23 protein-coding genes are annotated in these 20,554 nt (G+C 65.4%); 12 read left to right on the forward strand and 11 right to left on the reverse strand.

The window, feature by feature from the left end:
• Window positions 1-2: 2 nt before the first annotated feature.
• A complete protein-coding gene (locus tag AADX97_RS19055) occupies window positions 3-455 on the reverse strand; it encodes a DUF29 domain-containing protein (protein ID WP_374235362.1) in 453 nt (150 codons plus the stop codon).
• Window positions 456-753: 298 nt separating this feature from the next.
• Between AADX97_RS19055 and AADX97_RS19060 the strand changes: the two genes are divergently transcribed.
• From AADX97_RS19060 to AADX97_RS19110, 11 genes are all read left to right on the forward strand, one after another.
• A complete protein-coding gene (locus tag AADX97_RS19060; protein ID WP_374235375.1) occupies window positions 754-948 on the forward strand; it encodes a DUF29 family protein in 195 nt (64 codons plus the stop codon).
• A gap of 286 nt (window positions 949-1,234) precedes the next feature.
• The gene (gene ubiG, locus AADX97_RS19065) at window positions 1,235-1,954 is read left to right on the forward strand and encodes a bifunctional 2-polyprenyl-6-hydroxyphenol methylase/3-demethylubiquinol 3-O-methyltransferase UbiG (protein WP_374235361.1); all 720 of its coding nucleotides are present in this window, start codon (window positions 1,235-1,237) and stop codon (window positions 1,952-1,954) included.
• Window positions 1,954-2,802, forward strand: coding sequence for a squalene/phytoene synthase family protein (locus AADX97_RS19070; RefSeq protein WP_374235360.1), 849 nt, complete (start codon window positions 1,954-1,956; stop codon window positions 2,800-2,802). Before ubiG ends, AADX97_RS19070 begins: the two co-directional genes overlap by 1 nt.
• A 263-nt stretch (window positions 2,803-3,065) precedes the next feature.
• Entirely contained in the window at window positions 3,066-3,815 is a 750-nt protein-coding gene (locus AADX97_RS19075) for an SDR family NAD(P)-dependent oxidoreductase (protein WP_374235359.1), read from the forward strand.
• Window positions 3,816-3,849: 34 nt separating this feature from the next.
• The gene (gene bioF / locus AADX97_RS19080; RefSeq protein ID WP_374235358.1) at window positions 3,850-5,031 is read left to right on the forward strand and encodes an 8-amino-7-oxononanoate synthase; all 1,182 of its coding nucleotides are present in this window, start codon (window positions 3,850-3,852) and stop codon (window positions 5,029-5,031) included.
• A gap of 174 nt (window positions 5,032-5,205) precedes the next feature.
• A complete protein-coding gene (bioH, locus tag AADX97_RS19085; RefSeq protein WP_374235357.1) occupies window positions 5,206-6,018 on the forward strand; it encodes a pimeloyl-ACP methyl ester esterase BioH in 813 nt (270 codons plus the stop codon).
• Window positions 6,015-6,920: a malonyl-ACP O-methyltransferase BioC gene (gene bioC, locus AADX97_RS19090; protein WP_374235356.1), complete on the forward strand. Its 906-nt coding sequence runs from the start codon at window positions 6,015-6,017 to the stop codon at window positions 6,918-6,920. Before bioH ends, bioC begins: the two co-directional genes overlap by 4 nt.
• A 216-nt stretch (window positions 6,921-7,136) precedes the next feature.
• The gene (gene bioD / locus AADX97_RS19095; protein ID WP_374235355.1) at window positions 7,137-7,886 is read left to right on the forward strand and encodes a dethiobiotin synthase; all 750 of its coding nucleotides are present in this window, start codon (window positions 7,137-7,139) and stop codon (window positions 7,884-7,886) included.
• Window positions 7,887-8,030: 144 nt separating this feature from the next.
• Entirely contained in the window at window positions 8,031-9,188 is a 1,158-nt protein-coding gene (locus AADX97_RS19100) for a D-alanyl-D-alanine carboxypeptidase/D-alanyl-D-alanine-endopeptidase (RefSeq protein WP_374238726.1), read from the forward strand.
• Window positions 9,189-9,225: 37 nt separating this feature from the next.
• Window positions 9,226-10,089, forward strand: a complete 864-nt coding sequence (locus tag AADX97_RS19105; protein ID WP_374235353.1) for a trypsin-like peptidase domain-containing protein — start codon at window positions 9,226-9,228, stop codon at window positions 10,087-10,089.
• Between the two features lie 31 nt (window positions 10,090-10,120).
• On the forward strand, window positions 10,121-10,408 hold the full coding sequence (locus tag AADX97_RS19110) for a hypothetical protein (protein WP_374239315.1): 288 nt from the start codon (window positions 10,121-10,123) through the stop codon (window positions 10,406-10,408).
• A 250-nt stretch (window positions 10,409-10,658) separates the two neighbouring features.
• On the opposite strand, the gene dnaB is transcribed toward AADX97_RS19110, so the two are convergent.
• The 6 genes from dnaB to AADX97_RS19140 form a co-directional block, all read right to left on the reverse strand.
• Window positions 10,659-12,053 (reverse strand): replicative DNA helicase, encoded by a 1,395-nt coding sequence (dnaB, locus tag AADX97_RS19115; RefSeq protein ID WP_374235351.1) that lies wholly within the window; start codon window positions 12,051-12,053, stop codon window positions 10,659-10,661.
• A 149-nt stretch (window positions 12,054-12,202) separates the two neighbouring features.
• Window positions 12,203-12,652: a 50S ribosomal protein L9 gene (gene rplI / locus AADX97_RS19120; RefSeq protein WP_374235350.1), complete on the reverse strand. Its 450-nt coding sequence runs from the start codon at window positions 12,650-12,652 to the stop codon at window positions 12,203-12,205.
• A gap of 148 nt (window positions 12,653-12,800) precedes the next feature.
• On the reverse strand, window positions 12,801-13,736 hold the full coding sequence (locus AADX97_RS19125) for a DUF2232 domain-containing protein (RefSeq protein WP_374235349.1): 936 nt from the start codon (window positions 13,734-13,736) through the stop codon (window positions 12,801-12,803).
• 9 nt (window positions 13,737-13,745) lie between these two features.
• Window positions 13,746-13,982: a 30S ribosomal protein S18 gene (gene rpsR / locus AADX97_RS19130; RefSeq protein ID WP_093187021.1), complete on the reverse strand. Its 237-nt coding sequence runs from the start codon at window positions 13,980-13,982 to the stop codon at window positions 13,746-13,748.
• Between the two features lie 15 nt (window positions 13,983-13,997).
• A complete protein-coding gene (gene rpsF / locus AADX97_RS19135; protein WP_374235348.1) occupies window positions 13,998-14,411 on the reverse strand; it encodes a 30S ribosomal protein S6 in 414 nt (137 codons plus the stop codon).
• A 172-nt stretch (window positions 14,412-14,583) separates the two neighbouring features.
• Window positions 14,584-15,036, reverse strand: a complete 453-nt coding sequence (locus AADX97_RS19140) for an SRPBCC family protein (RefSeq protein ID WP_374235347.1) — start codon at window positions 15,034-15,036, stop codon at window positions 14,584-14,586.
• Window positions 15,037-15,156: 120 nt separating this feature from the next.
• Here AADX97_RS19140 and AADX97_RS19145 point away from each other — a divergent pair, with 120 nt between their 5' ends.
• Window positions 15,157-16,359: an acyltransferase family protein gene (locus AADX97_RS19145; RefSeq protein ID WP_374235346.1), complete on the forward strand. Its 1,203-nt coding sequence runs from the start codon at window positions 15,157-15,159 to the stop codon at window positions 16,357-16,359.
• Window positions 16,360-16,578: 219 nt separating this feature from the next.
• Here the strand turns inward: AADX97_RS19145 and AADX97_RS19150 are convergent, their stop codons facing one another.
• The 4 genes from AADX97_RS19150 to AADX97_RS19165 all read right to left on the reverse strand — a co-directional run bounded on the left by AADX97_RS19150 (window position 16,579) and on the right by AADX97_RS19165 (window position 20,544).
• Window positions 16,579-16,809 carry a DUF1902 domain-containing protein gene (locus AADX97_RS19150; protein ID WP_213458676.1) on the reverse strand — a complete coding sequence of 77 codons (231 nt, stop codon included), beginning with the start codon at window positions 16,807-16,809 and terminating at the stop codon, window positions 16,579-16,581.
• Window positions 16,810-16,868: 59 nt separating this feature from the next.
• Complete coding sequence (locus AADX97_RS19155) at window positions 16,869-17,630, reverse strand: DnaJ domain-containing protein (RefSeq protein WP_374235345.1); 762 nt, start codon at window positions 17,628-17,630, stop codon at window positions 16,869-16,871.
• A 7-nt stretch (window positions 17,631-17,637) separates the two neighbouring features.
• Window positions 17,638-18,357, reverse strand: coding sequence for a VWA domain-containing protein (locus AADX97_RS19160; RefSeq protein ID WP_374235344.1), 720 nt, complete (start codon window positions 18,355-18,357; stop codon window positions 17,638-17,640).
• Window positions 18,358-18,570: 213 nt separating this feature from the next.
• The gene (locus AADX97_RS19165) at window positions 18,571-20,544 is read right to left on the reverse strand and encodes an ATP-dependent DNA helicase (protein ID WP_374235343.1); all 1,974 of its coding nucleotides are present in this window, start codon (window positions 20,542-20,544) and stop codon (window positions 18,571-18,573) included.
• Window positions 20,545-20,554 lie beyond the last annotated feature (10 nt).

Genomic DNA, 20,554 nt, shown 5'->3' on the forward strand with positions numbered 1-20,554 from the left:
GTTTAGTCGGCCCCCACGTCACCCGGAAAAAAGTCGGCAGCCAGGATGTCCTCAAGCACGTACGGACAGTGCTCGGGAAACTGCCGGCGATCGATCCCGGTTTCGTCCTCGGCCTTCAGCTTGGCTTTGTCGTAGGCCGCTTGCAGCTTTTCGATCAGGAAGGGACGCAGGCTAGGACTGTCTTCCAGCAACTCGGAAATATCCATGCGCTGCGCGAGGATCGTCGTACGCCAGCTGCGCGAACGCTTCGGCGCTTGGTAGTGCCATTTAAGGAGATGCATCAGGAGAACAGCCAGGCGGCTCAGCAGCTCGCGTTTTTCGCTCTTCGCCATGGCCTCGAGCTCCTCTGCGATGTGTTCGACGTCGATCCGATCGAGTTGACCGCGACGCATCATGGCCACGTTGTCGGTCAGCCAGCCGTAGAAGTCTTGGTCGTAGCTTTGAGGTGTACTCACGTGGACGTCCTCAGATGGTGTCCCGGGCGGGGATGATCTCCGCCCGGGATCGTCGACTTGCGGTCGACCCGCTGGCCGTCAGGCCAGCGCAAGAGGTCGACTGCAAGTCGACGATCCCGGGGGGTGTCGACATTACCGATCGAGAACGGTGAAACCCGTACCGGTCGAGATGTCATGACTATAGTTTCGGGAAGCGACGGCGGCAAATCCGACCGGCCCGGGCAGGAATCCCGAACGCCCTTCAGGCTGGACCGAACGATGCCCGGCATGCGAGATTTCGACAACCTAGCGCGACGAGATCGAGGCACTGCTGCTCGACAGCCCGAGCTTGCACCCATCCTTGGACGTAGCGCTTGCGATGATCTACCCAAAAGCTGTCCGTGACGCCTCTCGTGAATCGGGTCTGCCCGAGATGGCTTTCCCGGACACCTCTCCCTACGGGCTCGATGAGATCCTTGCATCCGGCTTTTTGCCCGAGAGCGACCGACGTTGAACCGCGTCCAGAGCGAGATGCTCACGTTCGAGTGAGCTTGACGTTTGGTGCATCCGCGACCCTTAGCGGTGACGCGGTTTAAATTTTATCATTTTTAGTATCTTAAACCGCGCCGGCTCCGACAGTCGTCGGAGCCGGCGCGGTCAAACCAATCCAACAAACTACGCATATCGCACCTGGCGCGGTTTAATCCGACGCAGGCGCTTCGCGGTGTAGAATTGCGCCCCGATCAGACCGACATGGCCATCATTGACATGTCGACAGCACACCGCCGGGGCCGCAGACGATGACCGAAACCATCCACAACGTCGATCACGCCGAGATCAGCAAGTTCGAGGAGCTGGCCTCGCGCTGGTGGGATCCGCACAGCGAGTTCAAGGCGCTGCACGAGATCAATCCGCTGCGCCTCGGCTATATCGAGCGCGCCGCGGGAGGGCTTGCGGGCAAGCGCGTCCTCGACGTGGGCTGCGGCGGCGGCATCCTCTCCGAGTCCATGGCGCTGCGCGGTGCAGAGGTAACGGGGATCGACATGGGCGCCATGCCGCTGCGCGTCGCCGAGATTCACACCCTCGAAACGGGCGTGGAGGTCAGCTACCGGCTCGTACCGGTCGAGGTGCTCGCGTCGGAGCAGCCGGACAGCTTCGATCTGGTCACCTGCATGGAGATGCTCGAGCACGTGCCGAGCCCGGCCTCGATCGTCGATGCCTGCGCGCGTCTGGTGCGGCCGGGCGGGACGGTGGTCTTCTCGACGCTCAACCGCAATCCCAAGTCCTATCTCTTCGCCATCCTCGGCGCCGAGTACGTGATGGGTCTTCTACCCAAAGGCACGCACGACTACGCACGCTTCATCCGCCCCTCCGAGCTGCACGCCTGGATCCGCCCGACCGATCTGCGCACCACCGACATGACGGGCATGACCTACAACCCGCTGACCCGGACCTATCGGCTCGACCCCGACGATCTGGACGTCAACTATCTCGTGACCTGCGTGCGCGATTCCGATTGATGCAGGGCTCTCAGGCGGCGACCGAGTGGGCCTTCCCGAATCCCGCTACCCCGCCCGGCTCGTCCGCGTATTACAGCGTGCGTTTTGCACCGCTTGGACTGCGCGATGATCTAGCCGCGCTGCTCGGCTGGCGACATTCGGTGCGATCGGTCGTCGATGAGGTTTCGGACCGGGGCGTGGCGGCACGCAAGCTCGAATGGTGGAGCGACGAGCTCGAGCGCATCTTCGCCGGCACGGGTCGGCATCCGCTGGGGGCACCGCTCGGTCGGCTGATCGCCCGGGCTAAGCTGCCGCGACAACCCTTCATCGAGATCGTCCTGGGGACGGAAGCGATCCTGGCCGATCGGCGCGCGCAGGACGTCGCCGCACTCGTGACCCTGGCCGACCTGGATCTCGGCGCCCTCTTCGAGCTGTTCGCCCGCGCCTACGGCGAGACTACACCGCCCGGCTTGGCTGCTGCCCGACGCGCCGGGAGCCACTGCGGTATGGTCGAGCTCGTCCGGGACAGCGGTCGCCTGCTGCGGCAGGACAGGTGCGGCTTCCTGCCCGAGGAGCGACTCAAGCAGCGAGGCATCGGGCATAGAGATCGGGAGCCGGCCGAGATCCGCAAGCACTTGGCCCCGCTACTCGCCGATCTCGCCGAGGACCTGAATCGCCATCGCGCCGACCTGAGCCACGACCTTCCCGGGTTGCCCACCGTCATCCGGATCCGCGTCCGCCTCGCGGATCGCCTTCTCGCCGAGATCGCGGCCAGCGACTTCGACGTCGCCGATCAGCGGATCGCCCTGACCCCGATCCGCAAGCTTTGGAACGCCTGGCGCGAGAGTCGACGCGGGGCACTCGGCTAAACCGCGCCCGGCGCGGTATGCGATGTTTTTGGATGGGATCGGCCCCGGCAGACGTGACGACCGTTGGAGTCGGCGCGGTTTAAGAGATTAAAAGATATATCCTTTTAAACCGCGTCTTCGTTAAGGGGCGTGGATGCACCGAACGTCGAGCTCACTCGACAATACGCATATGGCTCTGGACGCGGTTTAATCCTCAATGCCGCCTCCCGCAATCGCGGCAATAATTCCGAATCGTTACGACCGAACAAGAGGCATTTCAAACAATGGACCAAGGACAAACCGACGCCGATCGACTGGACGGCCGCGTCATCGTGGTGACTGGCGCCGCCGAGGGGATCGGACGCGCCGTCGCGCTCGCCTGCGCCGCCGCCGGGGCGACCGTCGTTCTGTCGCAATCCAACGAGTCGGACCTGACCGACGTCTATGACATCATCGAGGCGGACGGCGGGCCTGAGCCGGCGATCCTGCCGCTGAACCCGGAGACCGCGACCGAGGACGATTTCCTCGCCGCCGCCAACGTCCTCGGCGATACCTTCGGTCGTCTCGACGGACTGGCCCATTGCGCCTCCTACGCACCCTTCCTCAGCCGCATCGACGACTATGACGCAAGCGAATGGGATCGCGTCATCCGCATCAATCTCACCACACCATTTCTCCTGACGCAGGTCTGCATGCCCTTGCTGCGGGCCTCCGAAGACGCCTCGGTGATCTTCACCTCCGACCGCGTCGGTCGTCAGGGGCTGGCCTACTGGGGCGCCTATGCCGCGGCCAAGTTCGGCATCGAAGGGCTCATGCAGGTCCTTTCCGCGGAGATGCGCGAGAACGGCAAAATCCGGGTCAACAGCATCGATCCGGGCATCGTGCGGACCGCCTTGCGCGCCCGTCTTTATCCAGGCGAGAACGCGCTGAACAACCCCTTGCCCGAGACCATCGCCGGCGTCTACGTCCGCCTGCTCGGCTCGGCCGGACGGGGAACCAACGGCGCGGCGCTGCAGGCGCAAGGCCCGGCTTGATCGCCCGAGCCGGAACACAGCCGATGCGTCAGCCATGACCCCCGACCTCGATCAGGCACTCGACCAGGGGCTCGAGCGCCTGAGAACCGCGGGGCTCTACCGGCGCCGTCGAGTGCAGCACCGCCCGCAGCAGCCGGAGGCCATCGTGGACGGCCGCCCCATGCTGAGCTTCTGCAGCAACGACTACCTGGGGCTCGCCAATCACCCCGAGGTGATCGCGGCATTGAGACGAGGCGCGGAGCGTTGGGGCGTCGGCAGCGGCGCCGCCCATCTGGTCAACGGGCACAGCGCTGCCCATCATGCCTTGGAGGAGGAGCTGGCCGACTTCACCGGTCGACCCCGCGCGCTCCTCTTCTCGACCGGCTACATGGCGAACCTGGGCGTCATCTCGGCGCTGACCGGCCGCGGCGACACACTCTGGCAGGACCGGCTCAATCACGCCTCGCTGCTCGACGGCACACTCCTCTCACGCGCGACGCTGCGCCGTTATCCGCATGCCGATGCCGCCGAGCTCGAGCGTCTGATCGGCGACCAGAACCCCCGTATGATCGCCAGCGACGGCGTCTTCAGCATGGATGGCGACCTCGCTCCCTTGCCTGCACTCGCACTGACCGCGCGCCGTGCGGGCGCCTGGCTCCTGGTCGACGATGCCCACGGGCTCGGCGTGCTCGGCCGCGAAGGGCGCGGGACGCTCGATCATTTTCGGCTCGACGCCGAGCAGGTGCCGATCCTGATGGGCACACTGGGCAAGGCATTCGGCACCTTCGGCGCCTTCGTGGCCGGCTCGGATGCCCTGATCGAGACCCTGATCCAGCGTGCGCGAAGCTACATCTACACCACGGCAACACCCCCGGCCATCGCCGAGGCGACACGCACGAGCCTCGCCCTCGCCCGTCAGGAGGACTGGCGACGCGAGCACCTGCAGGCCCTGATCTCCCGATTCCGGACCGGTGCGAACCAGCTCGATCTGCCGCTGTCCGAATCGCCGACGCCCATCCAGCCGCTGATCGCGGGGAGCAGCCATCAGGCGCTGGCCTGGACGGCGGAGCTGGAGACCCGCGGGATCCTCGTCGGCGCCATCCGCCCGCCCACCGTGCCCGAGGGCAGCGCACGCCTGCGGGTCTGTCTGTCGGCCGCTCATACCGGTACCATGGTCGATCGCCTGCTCGACGCACTGGCGGCCCTGCGGCGCGAGGGGTGGGTAGTGGGTAGTTGAGAGTGGGGAGTGGGTAGTGGAGAGTGGTTAGGCGATTTCCGGAAGACTCCATGCCGTTGTGCTGACTATAGGAAGCACAACATCCACTATCCACTATCCACTATCCACTATCCACTATCCACTATCCACTATCCACTACCCACTATCCACGATCCGCTCACGACCAAGCACCGAATGACCGACGCGACTCACGCACAGCACGCCGACCGCCACCTGGTTCTGCTCCACGGCTGGGGAATGAACAGCGCCGTCTGGGACGGTTTCGCCGGCGATCTCCCGGCCGGCGTCATCCCCTGCCCCATCGATCTGCCCGGCCACGGCGATCGCGCCTTCTCGCCGCGACTCGGCGACCTCTGGTCGTGGGCCGACGCCTGCCTGGAGGCCGCCCCGGAACGCGCGATCTGGCTCGGCTGGTCGCTCGGCGCACTGGTCGCACTGGCGGCCGCGGTGCGTGCGCCCAAACGGGTCGAAGGCTTGATCCTTATGACCGGCACACCGCGTTTCGTGCGCGCGGCGGACTGGACGCCGGCCATGCTGCCCGAGACGCTCGAGCAGTTCCACGCTGGTCTGCTCGCCGATTCGGCCGAGACACTCGCGCGCTTCCTCGCGCTCCAGGTGCGCGGCAGCGACGACGCGCGCGAGACCCTGCGGGGCCTGCGCCGGCGCATCGCCGAGCGGCCGCAGCCGGACTCGGATGCGCTCTCGATCGGCCTGGACATCCTGCGCGACGAAGACATGCGCGGCCGGCTCCCGGACATCCGCTGTCCGACACTCTGGATTTTCGGCACCCATGACGCCCTCGTACCACCGGCCGTGGCCGAGCGTGTCGAGATCCTGATGCCGGGCGCGGCCACAGCCATCATCCAGGGTGCCGCACACGCGCCGCACCTTTCACACCCCGGTCGCACCCGCGAGACCGTTCGAGCCTACCTGAGCCGAATCGAGGGTCCGGCGACGCTTCCGGGCGAAGGCCGGGCCACACCATGAGCCCGATCGACGATTGGATCGATAAAGCCCGGGCCCGGCGCAATTTCGAGCAGGCCGCCAAGCGCTACGACAGTGTCGCCGTACTCCAGCGCGAGATCGCCGACCGGCTGCTGGAACGGCTCGATTACGTGCGTCTCGAGCCCAAGCGCCTGCTCGACCTCGGGGCCGGTACGGGCTATGCCGTCGAGGCGCTACATCGGCGTTACCGCACGGCGCGGGTTATCGCACTGGACTTCGCATACGGCATGCTGTTGCAGGCGCGCCGGCGCGGTGGCTGGCTCAGGCGGCCGCTGTGCGTTTGTGCGGATGCCGAAGCGCTCCCGCTGGCCGACGGCGCGGTCGATCTCATCGTCTCGAACGCCACCTTTCAGTGGTGCAACGATCTCGATCGCACCTTCGCCGAGTGCCTGCGTGTCCTGCGTCCGGGCGGCCTCCTGATGTTCAGCACCTTCGGACCCGATACCTTGAAGGAGCTGCGCCAAGCCTGGGCGCGCGTCGATGGCGCCTCGCACGTGAGTCCCTTCCTCGACATGCACGACGTCGGCGATGCCTTGGTGCGCGCCCGCTTCGCAGACCCGGTGATGGACACCGAGCGAATGACCCTGACCTACTCCGCCGTCCGCGAGTTGATGCATGACCTCAGAATCCTGGGTGCGGGCAACGCAACCGCCGATCGCCCGCGCGGTCTCACCGGGCGTGCCCGGCTCGCGGCCTTGGTCGCGGCCTACGAAATCCACCGCAACGACGGTCGACTCCCGGCCAGCTACGAGGTCGTCTACGGCCACGCATGGGTACCGCAGCAGAAACCCGCGCAGGGCGGCATCGCCGTCCCCATAAGCGCGATCGGACGCCGCAATCGCGCGACCGCGCCCGCGGATCGCGCCGTCGAGACCGGTGGCTGACCCCACCTAAACCGCGTCCGGAGCGAGATGCTGACTTTCGAGCGAGCTCGACGCTTGGTGGGTACCTAAACTAAACCGCGCCCGGTGCGGTATGCGTCATTTGTTGGAGTGGATCGGCCGCGCCGGCTCCAGCGGTCATGACGTCTGCCGCGGCCGATCCCATCCAACAACATCGCATATCGCGCTGGGCGCGGTTTAAGGGAGGATCGCATCGCCATGCACGGACTCTTCGTGACAGGAACGGATACCGGCTGCGGCAAGACCGAGATCAGTCTCGGGCTGATGGCCGCGCTGCAGGCGACGGGGCAAAGCGTGCTCGGGATGAAGCCGGTCGCCTCCGGTTGCGCCGGCGGCCCCGACGGGTTGCGCAACGATGATGCCGTAAGATTGCGCGCTCAGGGCAGCTCCGAGGCGCCCTATGGCGTGGTCAACCCCTATGCCTTCGAGCCCGCCATCGCGCCGCACATCGCCGCCGGCCAGGCCGGGGTCGAGATCGGCCTGCCGACCATCGAGCAGGCGTATCGAGCGCTCGCGGGCGAGGCCGATCAGGTCGTCGTCGAGGGCGTCGGCGGCTGGCGCGTACCCTTGGGGCCGCAGCTTTTCCTCAGCGACATCCCCAAGGCGCTGGGGCTGCCGGTCATCCTGGTGGTCGGTTTGAGACTCGGATGTATCAACCACACGCTGCTGACGGTCGAGAGCATTCAGTGCACAGGCGGTGTCCTGGTCGGCTGGGTCGGCAATCAGGTCGACCCGACGATGCTGTCTCGCGACGCCAACCTCGCCACCCTCGCGGCCCTGATCGACGCGCCCTGTCTTGGCGTCCTGCCCTGGCTCGAAGAGCCGACCCCGAGCGAGCTGGCCGGATACCTCCATCCCGAGCTGATCGATCTGCAGCCGCGGCATTCCGCCAAGCTCGCCACGACCCAGACTCGGAAAGGAGCTCGGACCGGAAAGCGTCGCGCGTAGACGGGCGTTGTCAGCTATTCTTGGTTCTCGGCACCTCAGGTGCTCCTCACCCACATTGGATCCGGAATGATCGCCCTTTCGATGCCGTCTCAAAGCCGCAATCGCCCCCCGTCGAAGCCCCTTGCCATGGTCACGTTTGGACTCATGCTCGTTTTCGTTGCCGTCCTGGCCGCGCCGACGGCGCTGGCGGACCCGGTGGCCCAAGTCCGGGCCCTTCCCCAGGCAAGCCTGCTGCTTCAGGAGAACGGCCGTGACCTGATCGCGACCCGCGCCGAGACACCGCGCATCCCGGCCTCGACCATGAAGGTGCTGACCGCGTTCGCCGCGCTCGAGACCTGGGGACGCGACCATCGCTTCGAGACCGACTTCTACACCGACGACGCCGGCTGGCTCTGGGTCAGAGGATATGCCGACCCCTATCTGGTCTCGGAGGAGCTCGACAAGGTCGTGAGCGCACTTGCAGCCAAGGGCCCGCGCCGGATCACCGGCATCGGTCTCGACGACAGCTTCTTCAGCCCGGATGTCGAGATCGCCGGACGCTCCTCGACCGACAACCCCTACGACGCGCCCGTGACCGCCTTGGCGGCCAACTTCAACACCCTGAACCTGATTCGTACCGGCGACAGCATCAAGAGCGCCGAGCCGCAGACCCCGCTGACCGACTCGGCTCGACGCTTCGGCATGGCCGGGGCGGCCGGCAAGCAGCGTGTGAATCTTCGCGAGCGCGACAAGGCGCTACGCTATTTCGGCGAGCTGCTCGCCGCCAAGCTCGAAGGCGCCGGCATCCAGGTCGGCGAGCCGCAACGCATCGCGCCCATGCCGCGCGACGCCAGGCGCATCTACCGCCACGCCAACAGCCGCACCCTCGCCGAGATGGCGTCGCCGATGCTCAAATATTCAAACAATTTCATCGCCAATGCGCTCTTCCTGCGGCTGGCCGATCCGCAGGGCACCGGGCAGGTCACCATGACCGGCGCGAAACGCGCCATGACAGACTTCTCGCGCAAGCGCTTCGCATGGCGCGATTTCACGATCGACGACGGCGCCGGTCTCTCGCGTGCCAATCGGCTCAGCGCCCGGCAGCTCGTGGAGCTGCTCGACGCCTTCGAACCCTATCGGGATTTGATGCCGCAGCAAGACGGTAACCCCGCCGTGCGTGCCAAGACCGGCACCTTGCGCGGCGTCAGCACCTATGCCGGCTATGTCCGCCGCGGCGCGAGCTGGGAACCCTTCGCCCTGATGATCAACGAGCCGGTCGACGGCGCCATCAGACAACGCGTCGCCAGCAGCTTGGCACGCTGACCGCCCAACTCATCCCCTCGACCATCGGGAGCTCGCCGTGGATTGTTCGACAGCTGCGACTGCGCCCCGGCGCAGAACGGGTTCGCTCGCGGCCTCGGCGTTCATCGTGCTGCTCGCGACGGGCTGTGCGGTCATGCCCGATGCCGACCGCGAGACGGGCCTGCCGGCCGATATCGCAGGCGCCCCGGTCCTCGGCGCCGCCTCCGGCTTCCCGTCGCTCGCGCCCCTGATGCGCCGGGTGACCCCTGCAGTGGTGAACATCTCGGTCAAGTCCGAGGTACCGATGGAGGACCATCCCTTCCTGCGCGATCCGGAGTTTCGCGCCTTCCTCGATCGATTCGGTTTGCCCGCACCCGAGGAAGGGGAGATTGAACAACGCCAGAGCGTAGGCTCGGGGATCATCGTCGATGCCGCCCGCGGCTATGTGATGACGAACGATCATCTGCTGCGCAACGCGACCGAGATTCAAGTCACGCTCAAGGACAGGCGCAGCTTCCGCGCGCGGCGATTGGGCTCGGACGCCGCCTCGGACGTCGCCATCCTCGAGATTCCGCCGGTAGACGTGCGCCCGCTCAAGCTCGGCGACTCCAATCGACTGGAGGTCGGCGACTTCGTCATCGCCATCGGCAATCCGTTCGGCTTGGGCCAGACCGTCACCTCCGGCATCGTGAGCGCCGTCGGGCGCAGCGGGATCGCCGGCAACCGGCTCGGCGAGCTGATCCAGACCGACGCTTCCATCAATCCTGGCAACTCGGGCGGCCCTTTGATCAACCTCGGCGGCGAGGTCATCGGCATCAACACCGCCCTCATCGGCCCGAGCGGAGGCAACGTCGGGATCGGTTTCGCGGTGCCGAGCAATCGCGCCAGGGTGGCCTTGGACAAGGTGATGCGCGGGCGATGACCCTGCGACTGTGCGGTTCAACGCGTCGGCCTTGCGCATCAACCCGGCCACGTCGCTGATCGGAGCGGCAGGGAGAAGCGCAGCGCAGTCCACCAGCGCCGGCAACCTCACCCTGATCGGCGCCGCAAGCAACATCATCATCGTCCAAGCCGCCGAGCGTCGCGGGGCGCACCTCGGGTTCTGGGTCTTCTTTGCCGTCGGGGCACCGCTCACGCTATTGAATTTGGCGGTGTACTGGGCCTGGCTCGGGATGATCCTGATCGGGCGAGGGCTGCTGGGCGGACGCTTGGGTAATTTCCGGAAAATTCGCTCCACGTAGGTTGTGCCGACGATAGGAAGCACGACCTGCGGCACTACCACGCTTGCCGGCATGCACAGTCGAGATGCTCGTTCCCGAAAAGCGCCTTCGTCCCTGACAGCTCAAGCCTTGAACAAACCGTCGCAGAGTTTTTCGTTGTCGTTGTCGTTGTCGTGCGGAATCCGATTACGATTACGACAACGACAACGACGACAAGGACTCGCAGATCTTTCGACCACGCTTCTTGGTTCCGGCTCTGCCGCCTTAGCGCTCAGTCTCCACCCTCGCCGTAATAGTTGCCGATATAATTCTCGAACTTGGTGTACTTGCCGAGAAAGGTCAGCCGAGTCGTCCCGATGGGCCCGTTGCGCTGTTTGGCGATGATGATCTCGGCGACACCCTTGTCCTTCGTGTCCTCGTGATAGACCTCATCGCGATAGATGAAGACGATGAGGTCTGCATCCTGCTCGATTGCGCCCGACTCGCGCAGGTCCGACATCACGGGCCGCTTGTTCGGCCGCTGCTCGAGGCTGCGGTTGAGCTGCGAAAGTGCGATGATCGGGACGTTGAGCTCCTTGGCGAGTGCCTTGAGCGAGCGGGAAATCGCGGAGATCTCGGTCGCCCGATTCTCGCCGACACCGGGGGCCTGCATGAGCTGGATGTAGTCCAGAACGATCAGGCCCAGATCGTCCTGATCGCGTTTGAGACGTCGCGCACGCGCCCGGACCTCGGTCGGCGAGAGGGCGGGCGTGTCGTCGATGAACATGGATGCGCCGGCGAGGATGTTGACCGCCGATGTCAGGCGTGGCCACTCGTCGTCCTCCAGCCGCCCGGTCCTAACACGGTGCTGATCGATGCGCCCGAGCGAGGACATCATGCGCATGGCCAGCGAGTCGCCGGGCATCTCCATGCTGAAGACCGCCACCGGGCGCCTGGATTGGATGGCCACATGCTCGGCCATGTTCATGGCAAAGCTCGTTTTTCCCATGGATGGGCGCCCCGCCACGATGATGAGGTCGGCGGGCTGCAGCCCCGAGGTCATCAGGTCGAAGTCGGTGAAGCCGGTCGCCAGACCCGTGATGGGCTCGTCGCGCTGATAGAGTGCGTCGATCCGCTCGACCGCACGGCCGAGCAGGGTCTTGATCGGCTGGAACCCGCCGCCGCCGCGCGCCTCCTGCTCGGCGATCTCGAAAACGCGTCGCTCGGCCGCATCGAGCAGCTCGGCCGCATCGCGCCCCATGGGGTTGTAGCCGCTGTCGGCGATGTCCGTACCTGCGGCAATCATCTGGCGCAGCACCGAGGTCTGGCGGACGATCTTGGCGTAGGCCTTGATGTTGGCCGCGCTCGGGGTCTCTTTGGCGATGGTCCCGAGATACGGAAGCCCGCCCGCGCCTTCGAGCTGCTCGGTACGCTCGAGCGTCTCGGCGAGGGTCACCAGATCGAAGGGTTGGTCCTCCGCGGCCAGTTTGGCGATCGCGCGAAAGATGAGTCGGTGCTCGCGTCGATAGAGGTCACGCTCGGTGACCATATCGGCGATGCGGTCCCAGGTGCTGTTGTCCAGCATGAGACCACCGAGCAAGGATTGCTCGGCATGGATGTTGTGCGGCGGGATGCGGAGCTCGTCGAAGTCCGTGCCCGGGAGGCCTTGGGAGTCCGAGTCGAACATAGATCACCCCCGGCCCGAATGACTCACGCAAAGGCGTGGGTTTCGCCAGACCTTCGAGTCGAGTCGCGTGACGTGCCCGGTGGGTCCGAGTGAGGCTCGCTGTGAATCCGGCGGACATGCGCCGCCGGACCATAAGGATACAGGCGCTATCAGTTCTCGGGAACCACGTCAACCTTGATGGTGCCATCCACCTCGGGGTGCAGGTGCAGGGTCACCTCGTACTCGCCGGCAGCGCGAAACGGCCCGCCCGAGAGCTTGATCTCCTGCTTCGTCAGCGTGAACCCGGCGGCGGTCACCGCATCGGCGATGTCGCCGGTGCCGACCGAGCCGAACAGCCGTCCCTGCTCGCCGGCACGGCGAGCAATCGTGACGCTTATCCCTGCGAGACGATCACGACGGGCACGGGCCTCGGCCAATTGCTCCTCTGCGACCTGCTCAAGCTCGGCGCGCCGAGCCTCGAAGGCTTCGAGGTTGGCGTCGGTCGCCGACACGGCAAATCCGGACGGGATCAAATAATTTCGGCCATAGCCCGAACGGACACTGACCTTGTCGCCGAGCGCACCGAGGCGACCGACATTCTTCAGCAGGATAACTTCCACGTATGTATTCCTCTCAAAAGTTCTTCGAGATCAGGGTAATGCACCCTCGATCCTCGGGTGATCCTCCGGAACGGGCGGCGCATGCTCCGGAAACTGATCCATTCCGTCAAGATCTGTCGGTCAAAGGGTTTCGGTCAATCCGCGCGGGTCAGGTCGCCGGTCCGCTTGAGCCGGGACTCGGCGGCCGTGCCGATGGAGATACTCGGGACCGGATATCGGCCCAAATATCCACCAAACCGACACAGGCGATCAGGAGCAGGGCCTGCGGCATGAAAAACACCACCAAGACATAAAGTCCGATCAACCACGCCTGACGTGCCTGCTTAAGCGCACGCACCTGATGGGCCACCGCGAGCCCCTGAAACACGAGCAGGACACCCGGCACCAACAATAGATTTGCCGTGAGGCTCGCGCCGTCGCCGAAGGGAAGAAGCGCCAAGAGCAACAGAACGAGGATCCCGAACGCACGGCCCAGCCGCAGCTCCCGAAACTCCTCTCCGAACCCGCCGGGGTTATAAAGCATCGCCTGCCACCAGCGAGCAATAAAGAGCCCGAACAGCAACTGCGCGACCAAGGCCGCGGCAAATGCACCGGTCATCCAATCCGCAAGCTCGGCGAACACGACCGCACTCGCCGCGTCGTCCAGCACGCCGTCCTTCACCAGCGCATCCCGGAACGGCTCCAGGATCGTCAGCCAGGTCGCGCTCGGGTCGCCCATCAGGCCATAGGCCGAAAGCATCAGCAGTATGCCCAAGGCTCCTGCCACCTGAAGCGTCAGCGCGAAAGAGCGGCTGTATCGCAGCAGCAGCGCCAAGGCCAGAATCGGCACCCAGAGCATCAGCAATACCCCGAGCGCGGGCAAAGGCGAGCCTAGGGCCAACCAGGCGATGGCACCCATCCCGAGGGTCGCCACCGCGCTCACGAGCAGTCCGTAGACAGGACCGCCGCGCAGGGCCACCAAACCGATCGAACCGGCGCTGAGCAGTCCCAACGGCGGAATTAGGATCGACAACAGAGCCGTAACGGCGGCGACCAGGGCCGCCTGCGACGGGCCGCGCATCACGAAGGCCGCAATCGCCTTCATGTCGGCGTCTCAGTGGCCGTCGGTATAGGGGAGCAGCGCCAGATAGCGGGCGCGCTTGACCGCTTGGGCCAATTGACGCTGATACTTAGCCGACGTCCCGGTGATCCGGCTCGGGACGATCTTGCCGGACTCGCTGACGTAGGCCTTCAGCAGGTTGAGATCTTTGTAATCGATCTCGGTGATACCTTCGGCAGTAAAGCGGCAGTAGCGCTTACGACGGAAAAAACGTGAGTTGTTGGATTCCATGGCTGGCTTCTCGTCTTAGTCGCTCTGGGAGTCGCTATCGGGGTTGCTGCTTCGACCCGAATCATCCCGGCGGCTGCTGCCCTCGGGTGCATCCGAGCGCTCGCGCTCCTCGCCGGTCCTCACCAATGGAGAGGGCTCCGTCACGGCATCTTCGCGGCGAACGATAAGATTGCGCAGGACCGCGTCGTTGAAACGGAAGGCGCTCTCGAGCTCGTCGATGGCCTCTTGATCGCACTCGACGTTCATGAGGACATAGTGCGCCTTGTGCACCTTGTTGATCGGGTACGCCAGCGGGCGACGCCCCCAATCCTCCAAGCGGTGGACGACGCCGCCCCGCCTTTGCAGATTCGTCTGGTAGCGCTCGATCATGCTCGCCACCTGCTCACTCTGGCTCGGATGAACCATGAAGACTACTTCGTAATGTCGCATTGAAGCTCCTTTCGGATTGACAGCCTCCCGCGGCGGTAAGATGGCCGAAACGGTGAGACAAGGAGTTCCCCGGAACCCGGAGAATCGAGCATTATACGGAGTCCGGTCGCTAGGTCAAAGCTTTGCAGGCGACGATCCGAGACTTGCCCCGGCGCCTAAGCCTTCGTTGCGCTCACGCGACGGCGCCGAGCTCCGACTCGATGAGGCCTTTCAGGTTGCGGGTCACGCGCTCGGCACCATCTTGTGCAGCAACGCGAATCAGCTTCTCGAAGGGGCGAAGCGCCAAATTGAGCTGTGCGAGCTCGAAGATAAAGGTGAGATGAGTATGCTCGCCGAGGAGTTCGAACCGATACTCGATGACGTAGGGGTCGGTCGTCCCCTTGAAGGAAACTCGCCGGCCCGGCTCGAGCGCGACGACACGGAACCGACTGTCGGTGCGGCGCCCTTGGTCGACACGAATCTGTCGGCCGATCCAACCGACCCGAATTGGACCTTGGGTCACCGCCTGAAGACTCTGTACCTCGGGCGACCAGCGCGGGTAGTTGCGCAGGAAGTCCTCCACCACGAAGCCGTAGACCTGCGCAGGAGGAAGACGAATCAGTGTCTGTACTTGGGTTTTGACCATGGATGATACCGACCCCCGAGGCGCGCTGTTGACCAGGCAAGCAGGACCGAACATGGATCTTGGCAGAGAATGGGGCCTTGCGGAACCGGCCCAAGACCGAGAGTTATCGAGGACGCGCGATTGAATCTTCCCTCGAGAGACCGAAACCGCGCGCTCGACGGCATACGCGGTCTCGCAATCCTCTGGGTCTTCGCCTTTCACGCAAACGCCCTGTTGGTCGGGGTAACCGCCGAAGCACCCACGGGCTGGGGCCAATCACTGGCCGAGAAGGGTATGCTCGGCGTGCAGCTCTTCTTCGTGTTGAGCGGATTTTTGCTCGCTCGTCCCTGGATGACGGCCGCCGCGGCCGGCGCAGCCTACCCGTCGATCGGACACTTCTTCGCGCGCCGAGCATGGCGGATCCTCCCAACCTACTGGCTGCATCTCGCCCTCTTGTTCGGACTCGTCCTTCCGATCCTGCGCGGCGGCTACGCGATCCTGGGTACCGACATCGGACTGACCAACCTCTGGCTGCACATCTCCTTACTGCACTTTCTGCATCCCGGAAGCTCCAGCTCGCTCGGACTCAACATGGCCCTGTGGAGCCTGAGTATCGAAGCCCAATTCTATCTGCTCTTGCCATTGTTGGCCCCCTTGTTCATCCGAAACCGGGTCCTGATCGCACTCCCGGCGGCCCTGGTGATCGCGCTTGTGTGGAAGACCTACGCGCCGGGCCTGCTGATGGAGTGGGTTTACCTGAACGTCTCCCCGTCGCGATTGGTCTTCTTCGATCCGGTTTCCGGGCACGCCGGCCCCTTCCCGCCCGCAATGATGCGATTCTTTCTGGAGCGCCAACTGCCGGGCGAGCTGATCGCCTTTGCACTTGGGATGGCGGCGGCCAACCTCTTCACGCGACTGCGCTCGTGCGAGCCGGCCCCGCAACCGCTGCGCGCCATCGACATGACCGCACTCGCCTTCCTGGTGCTTGCGACGCCGACGCTGATCCATCTCTCGTTCAGCGAGATCTTGACCGGGGTCGGGTGGCGACTCCTCGGCATGCCGCTCTTCCTCGTCGGCTGCACGCTGCTCGTCCTCGCCGCCGCGCTTCAGACCCCGTTGATCGGCCGGATCTTCGCAAGTGCGGTCCTGGTACCGATCGGCATCATCAGCTACAGCCTCTTTCTGTGGCATGAGCCCGTGCTGCGGCTCGTCGCGACGGGCCGGCTGCTCCCGAACGCGTGCGACGGCGCGCCCTGCCGCATCGCACTCGCACTTGGACTCGCGCTGCTCGTCGCAGCTGCTTCATACATCCTGACCGAGCGACGACGGTCACCTCGGGTGTAGGGGGTTCCGTCATCCGTTGCAGCGCTAAACCGCGTCCGGAGCGAGATGCGTCGTTTTCATTTTGCGTTTGGCTTCGGAGATGTCCTCGACCCCGGTGAGACGCGGTTTAGAATTTAATATTTTTTAAGACTTTAAACCGCGCCAGCTCCGACAGTCGTCGGGGCTGGCGCGGCCAAGCCATTCCAACAAATGACGCATATCGCACCGGGCGCGGTTTAATCAGGCAACCCGACGCAGTTGGGCGAGGTGGGTTGTCGTGAGCAGCCGCAGCGGGATCGTGTCGTCAGCCGGACAGCCATTCTCCGCCAACATTTCCGGAACCCGGACCTGCAACAGCGTCATCATGGCTTCCAGGGTGGACGCCTCGCCGACCAGTCCGGGGACATTGCTGTTCTCGATGTACCAGACGCCGGCCTCGGCATCCCATTCGACGCAGATTTCGTAGTGCATGGCGGTGTTCCCGATGTGCAGTGTTGACGTGAAAGGATCGAGGCGTCCCGAGCCGCGACCTAGTCCCCCAGCAACAATCGCTTGGCCTCGTTGATCTTCGCGGCCAGATAATCCGACCCGCCGCGATCGGGATGCAGACGCTGCATGAGCCGCCGATGGGCCGTGCGGATGGCATCGGCATCGGCGCCCGGCTCCAACCCGAGGATTGCCCAGGCATCAGTCTTGGTCAGACGCTCGCCGTGCGCCGGCGCGCGACCGGTACGGCCGCTTCCCTCGTCGCTTGCACGCCAGTCGGGCTCGCGCTCGCGGTCGAGATAGGCCTCGAGCACCGCAGCCGACTGGGCATCGGCATCGCGGTAAAACTCGAGGATGCGGATCAGCTCGTCGAGCGTGAGCTCCGAGAGGCGGCGATCCTTAAAGGGACCGTCGCGGACCTGGCCGTCCATCGTGCCGGTCGCATGATCAAGGGTCATCTCGAGGAATTTCGTCCGAATGCTCGAGGCCTGAGCGCCGCTGCCGGCGCCGGCGCCGGCGGGTCCTGCCAAGCCACCCAGACCGAGACTACGCAGCATCTGCTGGATGGCGGGGAAAAGCCGCACGACGGCGGCCGCGCGCAGCAGCAGCGGAATCGCCGCGCCGACGGCTGCGAAGATGGGACTCAGCCGCCCGGTCGCCGCGGCCAGGACCAAGACGCCGATGACGCCCCAGAATGCGGCCTTGCGCAGCACCTGACTGACCCGATGTGCCGGGGTCGCGCGAAACCAGTAGAGAAACCACAGAACTGCGCCAAGGATTCCGAGCAGGATCAGCAAACGCGCCATGCGAACCTCAGGTCCCTTTCTTGGTCATTTGGTGGGTCAATTGAAGGACGGCCCCGCCGTGGGTCTCGCCGTAGTGCGTCAGCGCCGCCCGACCGCCCGCGGCATAGACGGCCACCGCAGCAAGCAGATCGTGCAGCATCCGGGGGCTGCTCGCGTCGAACGGACACCAGGCACCGCCGCTCAAGCGAGCAATCTCGCGGAAACTGCGCTCGGTCGCCGGGTCGCGCCCTTCCTGGAAGACGAACGCCGGTACGCCTGACAGCCCGAGACGCCCGGCCAGGTCGGCGAGACGATCGCGGCTCTCCTCCATGCAGTCGCCGACGAAGACCAGGGCATCGACACGCCCTGTCTTGGCCTCGTCCAGTGCATGCTCCAGGACTCGGCCGATCTGGGTCAGACCGGCCTCGCAGAAGACCCCGTTCATGCGTTTGAGCAGCGCAGCCGAATCCTGGAGCCACGGCGAGGCGGAGAAATCCCGGAAGCCGCGATAGTAGCAAAGCTGAACCTCGAGTCCGCCCAAGTCGCGCGTCTCGATGAACATGCCGGACTGGATCTGCGCTGCACGATCCCAGGTCGGCTCGCGGCTCGCCGTCGCATCCATCGCGAAGATGAGCCGCCCACGTGCCCCGGGCGGGCCGACGCGAGGTGTCGCGGCGACCTGGCGCAGGAAGGCGCTCACATCGGTCGCGGTGGCGGGTGATTCGAGATCGGTTCGTTTCGAGGTCATCTCAGATCGGTTCCATCGTCATGGCCGCGGCAACATCGGCTCGAGGGCCGCGGATCCGGTGGGTTCGACCGGCGCAAAGGGCAAGCATTCCCGCAGCGGAGACCGGCACCTGCGTCCTGCCGCCTGCCGCTGGTTTTCATCGATGAGATCGCGATGCCATGATCGGTATCCGAAGAAATGCCGGCATCGTCGGTCTCGATCAAGCGCTCCGGGTCAGATCGGGGCCTCGACGGCCGTGGCTTGCGCCGTATCGAGCGGCTCCGGTGGGTCATCGGCCCGCGGTGCGGTCTCGAAAAAGGCCCTCACATCCTCGATCGAGCGCGTCCGGGCCATCGCCGGCAGGCTCTCCAGGAAACGATGCCCGTAGGAGCGCCCGAGCAGACGCGGGTCGCAGACCACCAGCACGCCGCGATCCTCGCCGTCGCGGATCAGGCGTCCGGCACCCTGCTTGAGGGCGATGACGGCCTGCGGGAGTTGATGGTCGTTGAAGGGATTACCGCCGCGCCGACGCACGGCGTCGATCCGCGCAGCCAGGACCGGATCGCCCGGGGAGGCGAAGGGCAAACGGTCGATGAGCACGCAGGAGAGGGCTTCGCCGCGGACGTCGACGCCTTCCCAAAAGCTGGAGGTGCCCAAGAGGACGGCGTTGCCGAGTGCTCGGAAACGCTCGACCAGATCGGCGCGCGGTGCGGTGCCTTGGACCAGTATGGGGTAAGGGATGCGGCCTTCCAGGCCCTCGGCCGTCTCGCGCAATGCGCGATAGCTGGTGAACAGCAGGAAGGCACGCCCGCGGCTGTAGCCGATGACCTCGCGGGCCAACTCGAGCAGATGCCTGTTGTACGCGGGCTCGGACGGCTGCGGCAGGCCACGCGGGACGAACCAGAGCGCCTGGCTCGCATAGTCGAAAGGGCTGTCCCAACGCTCGGTTTGCGCCTTCTCGATCCCGAGCTGGCGGGAGAAATGATCGAAGCGCTCGCCCACGGCCAGTGTCGCGGAGGTAAACACCCAGGCGGTTTGGGGCCGCCCCATCTGGGCACGGAAGGGCTCGGCCACCTCGAGCGGTGTCTCGTGCAGCCGAAACCCGCGTCCCTGGGTCTCGAACCAGCGCACGGCCTCGGGCGGCTCGACCGATGTCAGACGTTGCAAGGCGTCGCCGAGATCCTCGGCCCGTCCCAGGCAGGCATCCAGACCCTTGCCGCGACCTTCGACCGCCTTCAGGCCCTCGGTCACGGATGCCAGACGCCGCACGAGGGTTTCCAGCGCCTTCAAGGCCTTCGGCACGCCTGCAAGCTCGTTCCAAGGCCCGCGGCGGTCGATCTCGCCAAGGCCCAGGCGCAGATCCTGAACCGCTCGACGCAGCGCCGAGAGGCGCTTGGGCAGCTCGGGCATATCCCCGGCCTCGCGCCGATACTCGAGCTCGCTGTCCCGGACCAGATCGAGCAGTTGCCGACCACTGACCCGAACACCGAAGAAGCTGGTTGCCGTCTCCGGCAACTGATGGGCCTCGTCGAGCACGAAGCAGTCCGCACCCGGCAGGATCTCACCGAAGCCCTCGTCCTTCAATGCCAGGTCGGCACAGAAGAGGTGGTGATTCACGACCACCAGATCCGCGGCCTGGGCCTCGCGACGCGCAGCGACCAGATGGCAGCCCTGCCAGTCCGGGCAGTCCTGTCCGAGACAGTTGTCGCTGGTCGAGGTCACGCTCGGCCAGATCTGGGCATCCTCCGGGATCCCCATCTCGGCGATGTCGCCGCGCGTCGTCGACTTCGACCACTCCTGAACCTGCTTCAGACCGCTGCGCGACTCCGGGTCGAGGTGCGTGATGTCGTCGATCGCGAGCTTCAGACGATGGCGGCAGAGATAGTTGGCGCGACCCTTCAGCAAGGCGGCCCGCACCGCAACGCCGAGCGCGGCCCGCACCAGCGGCAGATCCCGATGAAAGAGCTGGTCCTGCAGGTTGCGCGTCCCGGTCGAGATCAGGACCTTGCGCCCGGAGAGGATGGCCGGCACCAGATACGCGAAGGTCTTGCCTGTGCCGGTGCCGGCCTCGCAGATGAGTGTGCCGCCCTCCTCCATGAGCGCGGCGATCCGCTCGGCCATCGCCTGTTGTTGCGCCCGATGGGCGAAACCCGGAAGGCGCTCGGAGAGCCGGCCGTTCGGGCCGAAGATGTCGCCGAGATCGGCCATGACGGGGCGT

The sequence above is a fragment of the Thiocapsa sp. C2-2m genome, assembly GCF_041903745.1.
Lineage (GTDB): Bacteria > Pseudomonadota > Gammaproteobacteria > Chromatiales > Chromatiaceae > Thiocapsa > Thiocapsa roseilacustris.